The 16,766-nt window shown below is 72.5% G+C and carries 7 protein-coding genes; all 7 read left to right on the top strand.

Annotation, left to right across the window (positions count from 1 at the left end; all coding sequences use genetic code 11):
• The coding region (locus E1283_RS02530) for a condensation domain-containing protein (protein WP_243744552.1) at positions 1 to 1,900 on the top strand (1,900 nt) is incomplete at its 5' end.
• A complete protein-coding gene (locus E1283_RS02525; protein WP_132816091.1) occupies positions 1,893 to 9,992 on the top strand; it encodes an amino acid adenylation domain-containing protein in 8,100 nt (2,699 codons plus the stop codon). The genes E1283_RS02530 and E1283_RS02525, both read left to right, overlap by 8 nt.
• Before the next feature lie 71 nt (positions 9,993 to 10,063).
• Positions 10,064 to 10,282: an MbtH family protein gene (locus tag E1283_RS02520; RefSeq protein WP_132816089.1), complete on the top strand. Its 219-nt coding sequence runs from the start codon at positions 10,064 to 10,066 to the stop codon at positions 10,280 to 10,282.
• A complete protein-coding gene (locus tag E1283_RS02515; RefSeq protein ID WP_132816087.1) occupies positions 10,275 to 11,585 on the top strand; it encodes a M20 family metallo-hydrolase in 1,311 nt (436 codons plus the stop codon). The genes E1283_RS02520 and E1283_RS02515 overlap by 8 nt, the downstream gene beginning before the upstream one ends.
• Positions 11,586 to 11,653: 68 nt before the next feature.
• Positions 11,654 to 12,259 (top strand): LOG family protein, encoded by a 606-nt coding sequence (locus E1283_RS02510; protein WP_132816085.1) that lies wholly within the window; start codon positions 11,654 to 11,656, stop codon positions 12,257 to 12,259.
• Positions 12,260 to 12,311: 52 nt separating this feature from the next.
• Positions 12,312 to 13,553 (top strand): MFS transporter, encoded by a 1,242-nt coding sequence (locus E1283_RS02505; protein ID WP_132816083.1) that lies wholly within the window; start codon positions 12,312 to 12,314, stop codon positions 13,551 to 13,553.
• 563 nt (positions 13,554 to 14,116) lie between these two features.
• The gene (locus E1283_RS02500) at positions 14,117 to 16,708 is read left to right on the top strand and encodes an amino acid adenylation domain-containing protein (protein ID WP_165955985.1); all 2,592 of its coding nucleotides are present in this window, start codon (positions 14,117 to 14,119) and stop codon (positions 16,706 to 16,708) included.
• Positions 16,709 to 16,766: the final 58 nt, after the last annotated feature.

The raw sequence follows: 16,766 nt of genomic DNA, 5'->3' as shown, positions 1-16,766 counted from the left end.
GGCCGCCCCCGCCGCCCAGGTCCCGCCGGAAGGGCCGCTGGAACGGGCCGTCGCCGAGGTGTGGTCCCAGGTCATCGACCTGATCGCCCCGGAGGACGTCGGCCGGGACGACAACTTCTTCGCCCTGGGCGGTCACTCCCTCTCGGCGATCCGGGCGGCCAACCGGCTGAGCGAACGGTTCGGAGTCGACCTGCCCAGAGAACTCGTCAGCCTGGCGCCCACCCCGCGGGAGGCGGCCCGCGCGATCGACACGGCCATCGAGGCACATCGGCCGGGCCGGGGCTCCGCCCCGGCGGTCGAGAAGGCCCCGGTGCCGCACCCGGAAGGCACCCCGCTGCCGGTCGCGCCGGCCCAGGAGGCGATCTGGCTCTTCGAGCGGTGGCAGCCGGGTACCGCGGCCTACCACGTCCCCTGGGCCGTCGAGATCACCGGCGCCCTGGCGGCCGACCGGCTCCGGCACGCCCTCGGGAGGGTCGTCGAGCGGCACGCGGTGCTCCGCACCGGGTTCCTCGACGGGGACGACGGCCTCCCAGAGACGGTCACCCTCCCCCAGGCGGAACCGCCCTGGACCGTACACGATCTCGGCGGTGAGGGAGCGGCGGAGGGCGAGGCCGGCCCGGCGGCCGAGGCGCTGATGGCCCGGCTGATCGCCGAACCCTTCGACCTCGCACGGCCGCCACTGCTCCGCGCCGACCTGCTGCGCGTCGCCCCCGAGCGCCACATCCTGCTACTGACCTGCCACCACCTCGTGGTGGACGGCGGCTCGCTCGAATGCCTGCTCGGCGACCTGGCCATGGCCTACGAGGGCCGCGAACTCGCCCCGCTGCCCCTACAGTTCCGGGACGTGGCCGCCTGGCAGCGCCGGGTGGCCGGCGCCGAGCGCACCGCGGCGGCGCAGGCGTACTGGCGCCACGAGCTCGATGGGGCGCCGGCCCCCGCCGCGCTCCCCGGGGCCGGGGAAGCGCCCGCGTCGGCCGGCCGCGCCGGGCACACCGTCGAGTCCACCCTCGACGAGGCGTGCACCGCGGCGGTCCGTGCGACGGCGCGGAGCCTCGGCGTCACTCCCTACGTGGTCCTCTTCACCGCGTTCCAGGTCCTGCTGCGGCGGCTGACCGGCCAGCGGGACCTGGTGCTCGGTACCACGGTCACCACCCGGGACCGCGCGGAGTGCGAGGGGCTGGTCGGGCCGTTCTTCAACACGTTGCCGGTGCGGACCGACGCCTCGGACGACACCCCCTTCGCGGAACAGGTACGCCGAACGCAGGAACGGGTCTCAGCCGCCTTCCTCTGGAAGGACGTGCCGTTCCACACCCTGTGGACCGGACGGGAACCGGCGTACCGCATGCTCTTCGAGCTCGGGCACCACGGACGGGTGCCGCCGCCGGCGGATCTGGACTGGACCTGCCGACTGCTCAACCCGCCCTCGGCCAAGCTCGACCTGATCCTCGGCGTCACCGACCACGGCTCCACACTCGGCGTCCGGGTCACCTGTGCCACGGACCGCTACGACCGGGCCACCGCGGAGCGGGTGGCGAGCGGCTACCGGGAGGTTCTGGCCACCGCCTGCCCCGATCCGCTGCGCGGGCTGCTCGCTCGGCTCTGGTCGGAGGTGCTGGACGTCCCCGCCGAACAGATCGGCCCCTCCAGCGACTTCTTCGCCCTGGGCGGGCGTTCCCTGGACGCGGTGCGGCTCAGCTCCCGTCTGCGGAAGACACTGCGGGTCGCGTTGCCGGCCGCGCAGCTCTTCCACGTCGCCGGCTTCGACGCCCTGATCGAGGTCGTTCGCGACCATGCCACCGACCTGGACGCGACGCTCCGTCGCGCATCCCTCGCGCTCACCGCCTGGGAGCTGCCCGTGGATGAGCGTCAAGCGCTGATCGAAAGGCGAGACCATGTCTGAACGCGACGAGACCGACGGCACGTTCCGCGACGAGGAACTGCGCGCCTTCCTGCTGGAGGAGGCCGCGTCGCGGCCCGTGGCGTCGGACGGCCCGGTGGACGGTGTGACGCCGCTCTCCCACGCGCAGCGGAACGTCTGGTTCTTCGAGCAGTGGAAGCCGGGCACGCCCACCTACAACGTCGGGAGTGCCTTCACCGTCACCGGCTCGCTCGACGCCCAGGTCCTGGAGCGGGCGCTGGAGCAGGTGGTACGCCGCCACCCGGCCCTGCGCACGGGTTTCACCACCCGCGACGGAAGGACCGCGCAGGTCGTACTCCCCGAGCCCGTGGTGCCGTTCCGGCATCGCGATCTGTCCGGGGCGGCGTTCGACGGCACGGTGGCGGCCGAGGCCATGGCGCTCGCCGAGGAGGAGGTGCGGCGGCCCTTCGCACTGGACCGGGGCCGGCCGCTGCGCGCGCTGCTCCTGCGACTGGCCGAGGACCGTCACCTGCTGGTGCTGACCGTGCACCACATCGTCTGCGACGGGCTGTCGATGGGGCTCGTCCTGCGCGACCTCGGGCGGTCCTACGAGGCGCTGCTCGACGGGCGGGACGGCGTCCTGCCCGCCGCGCCAGGACACCACGGATTCGCCGCCTGGGAACAGCGGGGCGGGGAGTCCCGCGAGGCCGCCGGTGGGCTGGAGCACTGGCTGCGCCGGCTCGAGGGGGCGCCGAAGGTCACCCAGTTGCCCCCGTCCCGCCCCCGCCCCGCCGAACAGACCTTCGCCGGCGAGACCCTGCTGTTCGAGGTCCCGGAACGGTTGCGCGACTCCGTACGGAAGCGGTCCGCCGACCTGCGCACCACCCCCTTCACGCTGATGTACTCCGCCTTCACCGCCCTGGTGGCCCGTTACACCTCCCAGGAGGACATCGTCCTCGGCACCCCGATGGCGATTCGGAACGCCGTGGAGACGGGCTTCGACCTCGACGAGATGGTGGGCCCGCTGATCAACACCGTGCCGCTGCGCACCGATCTGTCCGGCAATCCGCGGTACCGGGAACTGCTGGAGCCGGTCCGGGACGCCGTGGCCGCCGCCCACGAGCACGCCGGGGTGCCGTTCGAGCGGATCTCCGACGCGGTGCAGCGCGGGCGCCGGGAGCTCAGCCACAGTCCCGTCTTCCAGGTGGTGTTCGGGGTTCACGAGGAACCCGCCGAGGGCTACCGGCTGGGCGAGGCCGTGGCCACCGCCGCACCCGTCGAGCGGGCCACCGCGAAGTTCGACATGACCTGGAACGTCATCGCCGCCGGAACCACCAGGATCGAACTCGAGTACAACACCGACCTCTATGACCGTGCCGCGGTCGAGGCGATGGCGGCCGACTACCTGCTCCTGCTGGACGCCTTCCTCACGGACCCGGACGCCAGGATCGGGCAGGTGGCCCTGGTCGATCCCGCCACCCGGGCGCCGGCACGCCGGGAGCGCCCCGCCCCGGACTCCGACCAGGGCCTGCACCAGCGGGTCGCCGAGTGGGCCGAGCGCACCCCCGACGCGGTCGCGGTGACGGACGGTGACAGCCAGCTGACGTATGCCGAGCTCAACGCGCGGGCCGACGCGTTGGCCGGGCGGCTACGGGCCGCCGGGGTGCGGCCGGGCGAACTCGTGGGTGTGGCACTGCCCCGTAGCGCGGATCTGGTGGCCGCCCTCCTCGGGGTGCTCAAGGCCGGGGCGGCCTACGTTCCGCTGGACCCCGACTACCCGGCCGAGCGGCTGGACTTCCTCCGCACCGATGCCGAACTCTCCGTGGTGGTCTCCCGCGGCGCCGTGTCGGACCGGCTGCCCGCCGACGGGTGGCAGGTGATCGACCTGGACGCGGCCGGAGCCCCGGTCGACGGCGCGGCGGACGTCGCGGCGGTTCCGCACACCGCGGACAGCCTGGCCTACGTCATCTACACCTCCGGCTCCACCGGCAGACCGAAGGGCGTCGCGGTGACTCACCGCAACGTCATCCGGCTGCTCTCCACCGTCGAGCCGTGGTTCGGCTTCGACTCCCGTGATGTCTGGCCGTTGTTCCACTCCTACGCCTTCGACGTGTCCGTCTGGGAGATGTGGGGCGCCCTGCTGCACGGCGGGCGACTGGTCATCGTCGACCGTGCCGTGAGTCGCTCGCCGCGGGATCTGCTGCAACTGCTGGTCCGCGAGCGGGTCACGGTACTCAACCAGACGCCCTCGGCGTTCCGTCTCCTGGAGACGGCCGAGGCCGACTTCCCCGGTCAACTCGACCTGCGGTTGGTGGTCTTCGCCGGTGAGGCGCTGGATCTGGCCAGCGTCGCCCGCTGGTTCTCCCGGCACGGGGACGCGGTCCCGCGGCTGGTCAACATGTACGGCATCACCGAGACCACGGTGCACTCCACCTACCACCCGCTGACCGGCGCCGACACCGCCGGCGGCGCCAGCCCCATCGGTGTGCCGCTCCCGGACCTGGCCGTCTACGTGCTGGACCGCTGGGGAAACGTCGTTCCCCCCGGCGTGGTGGGCGAGATGTACGTCGCGGGCGGCGGGGTGACGCGCGGCTATCTGCGTCGGCCGGGGCTGACCGCGGCGCGCTTCGTGGCCTGCCCCTTCGGCGAGCCGGGCGAACGGATGTACCGGAGCGGCGACCTCGCCCGCTACCGCCCCGACGGCTCCCTGGAGTTCCTGGGGCGCAACGACGACCAGGTCAAGATCCGGGGTTTCCGCATCGAGACCGGCGAGATCGAGGCGGTGCTCGCCGAACACCCGGCGATACGCAACGCCGCGGTACTGCCGCGGCGGGACGACGACGCTGCCGGCGGGCGGCTGGTCGCCTACGTGACCGCCGGCGAGCGCGTGACCAGCAGCGACCTGCGCGCCTACCTCGGCGGCAGGCTCCCGGAGTACATGGTTCCCCAGGTCTTCATGGTCCTGGAGACCTTCCCGGTCACCGCCAACGGCAAGGTCGACCGGGCCGCGCTCCCCGCCCCCGACGGCTCCAGGCCCGACCTCGCCCAGCGGTACGTCGCGCCAGGCACCGCCGCCGAGACGGCGCTGTGTCGGGCATGGGCCGAGGTGCTCGGCCTGGACCGGGTCGGGACCCGCGACAACTTCTTCGACCTCGGTGGGGACTCGATCCGCAGCCTGCAGGTCATCGGACGCGTCAGGGAACTCGGCTGGGAGATCACGCTCCAGGACCTGTTCCGCCATCCGGTCGTCGGCGACATCGCCGCCAGGGCCCGCCAGGTCGATCCGGTGGCCGCCGACCCGCGCCGGAAGCCCTTCGACCAGATCGGCGCCGCGGACCGGGCGCTGCTGCCCGAGGACGCCGAGGACGCCTACCCGGTCTCCACCCTCCAGGCCGGGATGGTCTACCACATGGAGCGGGACCGGGAGAACCTGCCGTACCACAACGTGAACAGCTGGCACCTCCGGGCGGTCTTCGACGCGGAGTGCTTCGCCCGGGCGCTGCGGGACGTCATCGGCCGACACCCGATGCTGCGGACGTCTCTCGACTTCGGTGGCTACTCCGAGCCCTTCCAGGTGGTCCACGCCACGGCCACGATGCCCCTGGAGTTCGAGGACCTGCGCGGGATGCCCGAGGCAGAGCAGGAGGAGGTCATCGGGAACCTCTTCCACCGCGAACGGAAACGTCCCCTGGACCTGTCCCGGCCGCCGCTGCTCCGCGGGTTCCTGCACCGCCGCACGGATGACACGTTCCAGTGGACGCTGACCGAACACCACGCGATCTTCGACGGGTGGAGCATGTTCAGCTTCCACGCCGAGCTCCTCGAACGGTATCTGCGGTTGCTGAAGGACCCGGAGACACCGCACATCGCGCCGCCCCGGTCCACGTACAGCGAGTTCATCGCGGCCGAACGCGAGGAGGTCGCCTCGGGCGCGTCGCGGCGGTACTGGACCGAGCAGCTGAAGGACTTCCGGCCGACGCGGATCCCGGCCTGGCCCGTCAACGGCCTCGCGCTCGGCGGGAACCACGACACGGGCAGCGACGGAGAGCTGGTCGACGGCGTACGCAACTGGCGGTTCACCTCGACCCCGGAGGCCACCCACCGCTCTCTGGAACTGATCGTGCCGGAGCACGTGGTCTCCGGCCTGCACGCCGTCGCGGCCGGGCTCGGCGTACCCGTCAAGTCGGTGCTGCTGGCGGCGCACCTGAAGGTCGTCGGCCTCAGCACGGGGCAGAGCGACGTGGTGAGCGGCCTGTGTGCCAACGGACGCCCCGAGGACATCGACAGCACCGACGTGCTCGGCATGTACCTCAACATGCCGCCCCTGCGGGTCGATCTCGGGAGCGGCACCTGGGCCGATCTCGTCCGCCGGGTCCACGAGGCCGAAGTGGGGATGCTGCCCCACCGCCGGTACCCGCTGGCGAACATCCAGTGGGACACCGACGGGACCGAGGACCAGGAGCTGTTCGACACCACGTTCGTCTACCTGCACTTCCACGTGCTGAGCCAGGCGCTGAACACCGGGGTCGAGTTCCTCAGCGGCGGGGTGGCCCCGCGCGCGGACTTCCGTGCCGAGCCGACGAACTACGCGCTCGGCGTCGGAATGGTCCGCGACCCCGTCTCCGCGCGGATGTTGCTCCGCATGGACTACTACACGGCGAAGATCTCCGACGCCCAGGCGGAGTCGATCCGGGACCTGTACCTGTCGGTCATGACGGCGATGACGGACGCCGACGGACGCCACGAGTCGCACTCCCCGGTCAGCGATGCCACGCGGCACCGGATGTCGACCGAGTGGAACGGGCCGTCCCGCGCCTACCGCACCGATCGCTGCGTGCACGAGTTGTTCGAGGAGCAGGTGCGGCGTTCCCCCGACGCCGTGGCCGTCACCGACGGCGGGCTCGAGTTGACCTACGCCGAACTCAACGGGCGCGCCAACCGACTCGCCCGTTGTCTGCGCCGCCGGGGGGCCGGGCCGGAGACGGTGGTCGCCGTGCACAGCCAGCGGGACGCGCTCCTCCCCGTGCTGCTGCTCGGTGTGCTGAAGGCCGGCGCGGCCTACCTCCCGCTCGACCCCAGGCACCCGGCCGCCCGGGTGGAGCACATCCTCCGCGACGCGGGCGCCTCCCTCGTCCTGACCCGCGACGCGACCTGTGCCTCGCTCCCGGAAGGACCCTGGCGGCCCGTGAACGTCGACGCCCCGAGCAGCGGGATCGACACGCAGCCGGACCACGATCTCGGGCGGATCGGCGAACCGCGGAACCTGATGTACGTGATCTACACGTCCGGTTCCACCGGCCGCCCCAAGGGCGTTCTGGTGCCGCACTCCGGGGTCGTCAACTACCTGGGCTGGTGCGAGGAGGAGTACGCCTCGCGAGGCGGCGGTGGCGCCCCGCTCTTCTCGTCCATCGCCTACGACATGGTGGTACCCAACCTGTACACGCCGCTGCTTCGAGGCGAGCGGCTGTGCGTCCTCGACGAGTCCCTCTCCGTGGTGGACATGGCGGAACAGCTGTCCGCCTGGGCGCCGTTCAGTTTCATCAAGATGACCCCCGGCCAGCTCGAACTGCTTCAGGAACTGCTCCCGCCGGAGCGGCTGCGCGAGTTGGCGGCGACCCTCGTGGTGGGAGCCGACGCCTTCCCCGCGCACACCCTGGCCACCTGGCGGGCGCACGACCCCTCCTCGGCGATCCTGAACGAGTACGGCCCCACCGAGGCGTCGGTCGGCAACACCACCTACACACCCGGCGCGCACGGGCCGGGGGCCGCGCCGGGGGGCCTGGTGCCCATCGGTCGGGCCATCCCGAACACCACCATGTACGTGTTGGACGGCGCGCTCGTGCCGGTACCCGTGGGCGTCACGGGGGATCTGTACATCGGCGGTGACTGCGTCGTCCGCGGCTACGCCGGAATGCCCGGCATCACCGCCTCCCGGTTCGTGCCGGACCCGTTCGGCGACCGCCCAGGCGCTCGGATGTACCGCACCGGCGACCTCGGCCGGTGGCTGCCCGACGGCCAGCTGGAGTTCCAGGGCCGGGACGACGACCAGGCCAAGGTCAACGGGTATCGCGTCGAGTTCGCCGAGGTCGAGTCCGCCATGACGGCGCATCCGGACGTCCGGCAGGCCGTGGCGTCCGTCGTCGAGGCCGGCCAGTCCCGCCGGCTGGTGGGGTACTACGTCCCGGCCGGCCCCGACGACGTCGGCGGTCTGCGCGAATGGCTCGGCGAGCGACTCCCCGTCGACCTGGTGCCGAGCGTGCTGGTGCCGATCGACCGGCTGCCGCTCAACGCGAACGGCAAGGTCGACCGCGGTGCCCTGCCGCATCCGCGAAGGGCTCGCCGGGCGGGCCCCGCCGGTGCGCCGGCCACTCGGGCGCCCGGCACGCCGGTCGCGCGGCCGGCGCCGTCCACACCCCAGCCGCCCACGAACCCGATCGAGGAACTGCTGGTCGGGCTCTGGAAGGAGCTGCTCAGGGTCCCCCACGTCGCAAGGTCGGACACCTTCTTCGGGCGCGGCGGCAACTCGCTCCTCGCCACCCGGCTGATGTTCCGCCTTCAGCGCCACCTGGGGATCGCGGTGCCGCTCCGGACCGTGCTGCGGCCCTCCCCGCTGAGCGAACTCGCCGCGGATCTGGGACGGCGGGTACGCGGGGCCGACACGTCGGGTGACCAGACCGTGAGCCGGCCGCCGCTGCGGGCCGGAACGGCGGCGACCACGGCGCCCGTGCTGGCTCCGTCGCAGCAGGGACTGTGGTTCCTGCACCAGCTCGAGGGATTTCGTTCCGCCTACAACGTGCCCTTCGCGGTGCGCCTGTCGGGCCCGCTGGACGCGACCGCGCTGGGCCGGGCGTTCCATGACGTGGTCGCTCGGCACGACGCGCTGCGCACCCTGATCTCCGACGAGGACGGCCGGCCGGTGCCGCGCGTGCTCGCCGCGGACGCGACGACCGATCGGCTGGAGGCCGTCGACGTGTCGGCCGGGGACCTCGCCGAGCTGCTGGAGGGGGAGGAGCGCGGGGAGTTCGACCTGGAGCGGGAGCTGCCGTGGCGAGCTCGCCTGTTCCGCGTCCGCCCCCCGGAAGGCCGCGCCGTGGACTCCCCACAGGCCGGCTCCCCACAGGCCGGCTCCCCACGGGCCGGCTCCCCACAGGCCGGCTCGGCCTCCGGGACGGGAACCGGGTGCGAGTACGTGCTGTCGCTGGTGTTCCACCACCTGGCGGTCGACGGGTGGTCCATGGACGCGCTGTGGGGTGACCTGGCCGCCGCGTACCGGGCTCGTTCCGCCGGGCGGGCACCGACGTGGACGCCCCTCCCCGTCACCTACGCGGACTTCGCCGCCTGGTACAGCGGCCTGTTGGGGACGCCCGAGAAGCCCACCGAGTTCGCTCGGCGGCAACTCGACTACTGGTGGCGGGCGCTGAGGGATCTCCCCGCGGAGATCGCCCTGCCCCTCGATCACCCCAGGGAGAGCGCTTCGGCGCTCACCACCGACTGGCTCACCGTCCGGTGGGGTCCCGGGACGGTGGCCGGACTGCGCGCGCTGGCCAGGGAGTCCGACGCCTCGCTGCTCATGGTCCTCCAGGCCGCCGTGGCCACGCTCCTGACCAGACTCGGCGCCGGTACCGACGTGCCGCTGGGAACACCGGTGGCCGGCCGCACGGACAGCCAGCTCACCGCCGTGGTCGGACACTTCGTCAACACGGTGGTGCTGCGGGTGGACACCACCGGGGATCCGAAGCCGGGCGAACTGGTCACGCGGCTCCGCGAAACCGCGCTGGCCGCCTACGCCCACCAGGACATCCCCTTCGACCGCCTCGTCATGGAACTGAGGCCGCCCCGCGCGGTGAACCGGAACCCGCTGTTCCAGACCATGGTGTCCTGCACCCCGGCGGACGCCGGACTGCCCCGCCTCGGGGAGAGCGGCGCGGTACTCCTGCCGGCGCGGCAGGGTTCGGCCAAGGTCGACCTCGCGTTCGAGTTCCGGGAAGCCCGTGACAACCCGTCCGGCGCCCTGGAGTGCCGCATCGGGTACCGCTCGGAGCTCTTCGAGCACGCCACGGCCCGCCGCCTCGCCGACCTGCTGGACGCGGTCCTCGGCGAGTACGCGACGCACGGCGCCGCCGACCGGGCGTGAGCCCGGGGCTCGACCCGCCGCCAGGGCCGCCGACCCATCCGACTCACCCGCCTCGACCTCAAGGAGCCCGAATGTCGAACCCCTTCGACGACGAGGAAGGCCGCTTCCTCGTTCTCACCAACGACGAGGGCCAGCACTCCCTGTGGCCGGCCCACATCGACGTGCCTGCCGGATGGAGCGTCGCCCACGACGAGGACGACCGCGGGAGCTGCCTGGACTACGTGGAGAAGAACTGGACCGACATGCGCCCGAAGAGCCTGGTCGAGGCGATGGAGGGCCACCGTGCGTAATCCCGCGACGCGTTCCGGGGGCATCGCCGACCACGCCGTCCGCCGTCCGCACGGGACCGCCGACACGGTCCCGCACGTCGACGGCGCCCGGCTGCTGCGCCGGATCGACCGGTTCTCCCGCATCGGGGGCGCCGAGGACGGCGGCGTCACCCGCATGGGGTTCAGCGAGGCTGATCGGGAGGCCCGCGCCCGCCTGGTGAGTGAGGCGAGAGCGGCCGGTCTGGAGACCTCCGTCGACGCGGGGGGAAACGTCTTCATCAGTCGTTCCACCGTCAGGCCGAAGTCGCCGGCCCGCCCACGGATCCTCATCGGCTCGCACCTGGACACCGTGGCCAACGGCGGCCGCCTCGACGGCGCCTACGGTGTGCTCGCCGGGCTGGAGGTACTCCAGTGCCTGGCCGAGTCGGGCACCGTGACGGGCTGCGACGTGGTCGTCGTGGCCTTCGCCAACGAGGAGGGCGCGCTCTTCCCGCAACCCTTCTGGGGGTCCATGGTGCTGGCGGGCAGGCTGGACGCCCTGCCCAGTGAGCCGCGGGACCACGCCGGCCGGCCACTGCGCGAGGCGTTGGCACTGGCCGGCGGCGACCTGTCGGACCTGGCCTCCGCCGTCTGGGCCCCGGACTCGGTCGTCGGCTACCTGGAACTGCACGTGGAGCAGGGGCCGGTACTGGAGCGGCTGGGGCTCCCGATCGGGGTGGTGGACTCGATAACCGGCCGGACCCAGCTCACCGTGGAAGTGACCGGGGTCGCGGGCCATGCGGGAACCAGCCCGATGGAAGGCCGACGGGACCCGCTGGTCGCCGCGGCGGAAGCGGTGCTCTCCGTGGAGCGGCTGGCCCGTGAGGACCGGCTCTGTCGGGTCGCCACGGTGGGCTGGTTGGAGGTCACGGCGAACTCCCCGAACACCATCCCCGGGTGTGTGCGGTTCAGCGTCGACATCCGGGACAGCGACTCGGCCGGGCTCGCCGCCGCGGAGCAGGCCCTGCGGGCCACCCTGGCGGATCTGGCCGAGCGGCGCGAAGTGCGGATCGCGATCGAGGTGGCCGTGCGCACCGACCGGGTGCGCACCGACCCCAGGCTGCGCCAGGAGATCGCGGCCGCCGCCGCGGACCTCGGACTGGCCTGTGAGGCGATGCCGAGTGGTGCGGGTCATGACGCCCAGGTCGTGGCCGACATCGCGCCCGTCGGCATGATCTTCGTCCCGAGCGTCGACGGAGTCAGCCACGTGCCCGCGGAGCGGACCGCGCCCGAGCACCTGACCGCGGGCGCCGAGGTGTTGCTGCGTACCGTGCTCCGTCTCTGACGGGAACCCCCCGCCGGCGGTCCCCGGAGCGCTCGTCCCTGTCCTTCCTCCACGAAAACGGAGACACCATGTCTTCTGACCGTCAACCCACCCCCCACATCGCTGTCTTCTGCGGCGCGCGCCCCGTGGGGAATCCCGCCTACACCGCCCTGGCCAGGGACTTCGGCACCGCTCTCGGGCGGCGTGGACTGGGCCTGGTCTACGGGGCGGGCGGCGTCGGCATGATGGGCGAGGTGGCTCGCGCCGCGGCCGCCAACGGCGCCGCCGTCACCGGGGTCATCACGCGTGACCTGCGCGAGCGGGAGCGTTCGCAGCAGGCCACCGGAGAGATCTACGTCGTGCGGTCCATGCACGACCGCAAGGCCCTGATGTACAAGCTGTCCACCGCCTTCGCGGTACTGCCCGGTGGTTTCGGGACGCTGGACGAGCTGATGGAGGTGCTGACCTGGAACCAACTCGGCCTGCACCGCAAGCCGGTCGTGCTCTTCAACCCCAACGGCTACTTCGATCCGCTGCTGGAACTCCTCGACCACGTGGTGCGAGAAGGCTTTCTGACGTCCGCCGACCGAAGCCTGGTGTGGACCGCGCGGGACACCCGGCAGGCCTTCGACCTGCTGCTTCCGGGTGTCCAGGACGGCGAGGCCGCCCAGGAACTGGCCGACCGGTCCGTCTGAAGGAACCCCGGTGCCTTCGTGGCGGAAGACCCAGGACGGGGAGTGACGTGCCGTGAGACTCCTGCGCAACACACGATTCCGACGACTGCTGATCGGCGAGACGCTGTCCAGCTTCGGGGACAGCGCCATGTACCTGTCGCTGGCCATCTGGGCCAAGGACCTCACCGGTTCGGACGCGGCGGCCGGCATGATCTTCCTGTTCCTCACGGTCCCCGCGCTCGGCGCCCCGCTGATGGGCTACGTCGTCGACCGCGTCAATCGCAAGCCGCTGTTGATGTGGCTCTACGGAGGGATGGCGCTGCTGGTCCTCTCCCTGTTGACGGTACGCACGGCGGACCAGCTCTGGATTCTCTATCTCGTCGCACTCGGTTACGGGTTCCTCTTCGCGACCCCGGCCCGGAACGCGCTCCTGAAGGACCTCCTCCCGTCGACCGACGCCGTGGAGGCCCGGTCACTGCTGATCACCGCCCGGGAAAGCGTCCGCATCGTGTCCCCGGCGATCGGCGCCGGGGTCTACGTGGCGTGGGGTGGCGGCGTCCTGGCCGTGTTGGACGCCCTGACCTTCGGAGTGGCGATACTGCTGCTGGCCTCGATCAGGGTGACCGAGACGCGACCGATCTCCTCCGGCGAGGGGTTCCGCACGCAGGCCGCGGCGGGCTTCCGGCATGTTCACCAGGTGCCCCTGCTGTTCCATCTGGTGCTCACGATGATCGGCTACATGCTTTTCGCCGGGCTGCTGGAAAGCGCGTCCTTCGCCGCCATCGACGAGGGCCTCGGCCAGGCGGCGGCCTTCTTCGGCGTCTCGGCCTCGGTCCAGGGAGCGGGGTCCGTCCTCGGCGGGCTGTTGGCCGGTCCCCTCGTCCGGCGACTGGGCGAAAGCGGGAGCAGTGGCGTCGGGTACGCGGTGGTGGCGACGGGCATGGGCCTGTGCGTCACCGGGGAACTGCCCCTCTTCCTGGCGGGTGTCGCGCTGAACGGGATCGGCATGCCGATACTCGCCGTGGCACTGGGCACCGCCACGCACCTCTACACACCCTCACGGATGCAGGGCCGGGTGAACGCCGCGGTGACCATGGTGACGAACGGAGGCCAGGCGCTCTCCATCGCCGCCGGCGCGGCACTCATCGGACTCGTCGACTACCGGGTCATGTACGTGTTGATGGCGCTGGCCGCCGTCACGGGTGCCGTGGTCGTGCTGTTCCGGCCACCCCCGGTGCCCGACGTCGTCCCCTCCGTCGCCGACGAGGACACCGGCCAACCCGTCGCCGACGACGCGTCCGAGCCGACCCGGTGACGCCCGCCCCACCCGCGTCCTCGCCGCACGAGCAGCCCGGGGTGGGCGCGCCACGGCCGGCGGAGGGTCCGACGGCGCCCTCCCGCCCCGTCACGGCGGCGGAGTCATGGCCCCGCACCCGGGTCATCGAGGAGACGTTGGCGCTCGCCCGCTCCGTCCTCGACCGCCGCGAGGCGCTCGCCGAGGCACAGATCGCCGTCCTGGAAGCGGCACTGTCGCTGATGCGAGCCGGCGAGACCGCCGACCTGTCACCTGCGGAGCACGTCGGACTGCTGAGCAGTGCGCTCGGTTCGGTCCGCGCCGCGGCCCAGGCGGCCGCCTTCAGCGTGGTGCGCGCTCAGGACGCGATCCGGCGGCAGTGCGGAGCGCCCCGGCCGTCGGCGACGACCGCCGAGCGTCCCCCGGGCACCCGCGGTTCTTCCGCCGCCGCTCCTGCCGCCGCTCCTGCCTCTCCCGGCACATGGCCGGGCCTAGGGTCGCCGTCAGGCATCCGGGCCGCCGCCGGCCCCTCGTCGCCAGTCACGCGCGCACCGCACCGGGCCCACACGGAAGTCGAGAAACCCATGCCTGCTGAGTCCCAGGTTCCCGCCACGATCCCGGCCCGTTTCACGGCCCAGGTGCGGCTTCGGCCCGACGCCGTCGCGGTGGTGTGCGGCGACACCGAACTCCGCTACGCGGAACTGGACGAGCGGGCCGACCGGATGGCCCGGCTCCTGCGCCGCCTGGGCGTGGGCCACGAGTCCAGGGTCGCGGTCCTGCAGGAAAGGTCCGCCGACCTCGTGGTGTCGCTCCTCGCGATCGCCAAGGCGGGAGCGGCCTACGTGCCGCTGCACACGGGGTACCCACCGGCCCGCATGGCGTGGGTCATGCGGGACACGGGGGCCGAGGTGCTGCTCACCGATCGCGCCTCGCACGTCTTCCGGTTCGATCACCGGGCGCGGGTCCTGACCGTGGACGAGCCCGGGACCGAGGACGACGGCCCGTGGCGGGAGGTTCGGGGGAACGCGCCGCCGGAGGAGGACCCGCCCGGCCCGGCGCATCCGCTGTCGCTGGCGTACATCATGCACACCTCGGGCTCGACCGGGCAGCCGAAGGGCGTCGCCGTCTCCCACCAGGGGGTGGCCGACCTCGCGGCGGACGAGTGCTGGGGGGCGGCCGCGCGGGCCGTACTCCTGCACGCTCCCTACGCGTTCGACATCTCCACGTACGAGCTCTGGGTGCCGTTGCTCAACGGCGGGCGGGTGGTCCTGGCGCCCCCGGGGGCGCTGGTCGCCGACGAGCTGCGGGACATGGTGGCGGCGCACGGACTGACGGCGGTTCACCTGACCGCCGGCCTGTTCGGGGCCATGGCCGAGGAGTCCCCCGGGGCGTTCGCCGGTCTCGTGGAACTGCTGACCGGCGGCGACGTGGTCTCGCCCCGCGGGGTCCGACGCGTCCTCGAGCAGTGCCCCGGAATCGCCGTACGGCACCTCTACGGTCCCACCGAGGTGACGCTGTTCGCCACGCACTGCCTGATACGGGAGCCGCCCAGTGCCGAACGGCTGCCGCTGGGCGAGGCGCGCTCGGCGATGCGGGTGAGGCTGCTGGACGACGGGCTGAGCCCGGTGGTCGAGGGAGGGACGGGCGAGCTGTACGTGGCCGGCAGCGGCCTGGCACGCGGCTACCTCGATCGGCCCGAAGCCTCGGCCACCCGGTTCGTGCCGGATCCGTTCGGGCCGCCGGGCACGAGGATGTTCCGCACGGGCGACATGGCACGGCTGCGGCCGGGCGGCGCCCTCGAATTCGTCGGACGCCGGGACGATCAGGTGAAGATCTCCGGCTTCCGGGTCGAACTCGGCGAGGTCGAGGCCGCCGTGTCCGGTCATCCCGGCGTCAACCAGGTCGCCGTCGTGGCCCGCACGGACACCTTCGGGGACCGACGGCTCGTCGCCTACGTGGCGGGCCGGGAACCGGACTCGTTGACGAGGAGCGTGCCCGAGCACCTGGCCGGGGTCCTGCCCGCCTACATGGTGCCGACCACGGTGGTGGCGCTGCCCGCGCTGCCCCTCACGCCCAACGGCAAGGTCGACCGGGACGCGCTGCCCGCGCCCGAGCTCGCCCTCGACGGCCGAAGAGTGCGGAGCCCGCGCGAGAAGCTGCTCTGCGAGGTGTTCGCCGCGCTGTTGTGGGTTGACGAGGTGGCTCCCGACGACGACTTCTTCGACCTCGGCGGCCACTCGATGCTGGCCGTCCAACTGCTGCGTCGACTGCGCGAGCTGCCGGGCGGCGCGCTCACCCTTCACGACGTCTTCCGCTCCCCCACGCCCCGAGGTCTCGCGAAGCGGATGGGGAGGGAAGGCGAACGCGGGCTGACCGACGTCCTGCTCGCCTTGCGGACCACCGGCGCCGAACTCCCCCTGTTCTGCGTCCACCCGATCCTGGGCCTGAGCTGGAGCTACACCGCGCTGCTCCCGCATCTCGGCGGTGAACAGCCGCTGTACGGCCTTCAGGCCACCGGTGCCGCGCCCGCCGCGACCCCCCTCGGCTCGCTGGACGACCTGGCCCAGGAGTACCTGACACGAATCCGGCTGGTCCAGCCAACGGGGCCGTACCGCCTGATGGGTTGGTCGCTCGGCGGCCTCATCGCCCACGCCATGGCCACGACGCTGCAGGAGCGGGGTGAGGAGGTGTCGGTGCTGGCGCTCATCGATGCCTACCCACGGCGCCCAGGGCCCGACGCGGGCGTCGCCCCCCACGAGAACAGGGAGGTTCTGGACGCCCTGCTGAGCAGCGTCGACCCGTCGGGCGGCCGGACCGCCCGGGCCGTGACCGCCGGGCGCGCGGAGGTCGTCGCGGCGGTGAGCGAGGCCACCGGGCTGGCGGACGCCGGCGCGCTGGTCGACGCCGCGCTGCGCAACAGCCGCCTCGCCAACGGTTTCTCCCCTCGGAAGTTCCAGGGGGACCTGCTCTTCTTCTCGGCCTCGACCGATCGCCCGTCGGGTCTGACCGCCGAACTCTGGGAACGGGCGGTGACCGGGCGGGTGGTGGAGCAGCAGGTCGCGGCCGACCACTACAGCATCATGCGTCCCGCGGCGGCCAGGGAGGTGGGGAGGGTCCTGTCGCTGTGGCTCCGGGGTGAACACCCGGACGGCCCACGGCCGATCACCCCCGAATGAGACGGCTGGAACGGCTGTCGGTGTCCGCACTGTCGAAGCAGAATCGAGGAGTCATGCC

Source organism: Streptomyces hainanensis, assembly GCF_004348415.1.
GTDB classification, from domain to species: Bacteria; Actinomycetota; Actinomycetes; order Streptomycetales; family Streptomycetaceae; genus Streptomyces; species Streptomyces hainanensis.
This window is presented reverse-complemented; position numbering and strand designations above follow the sequence as displayed.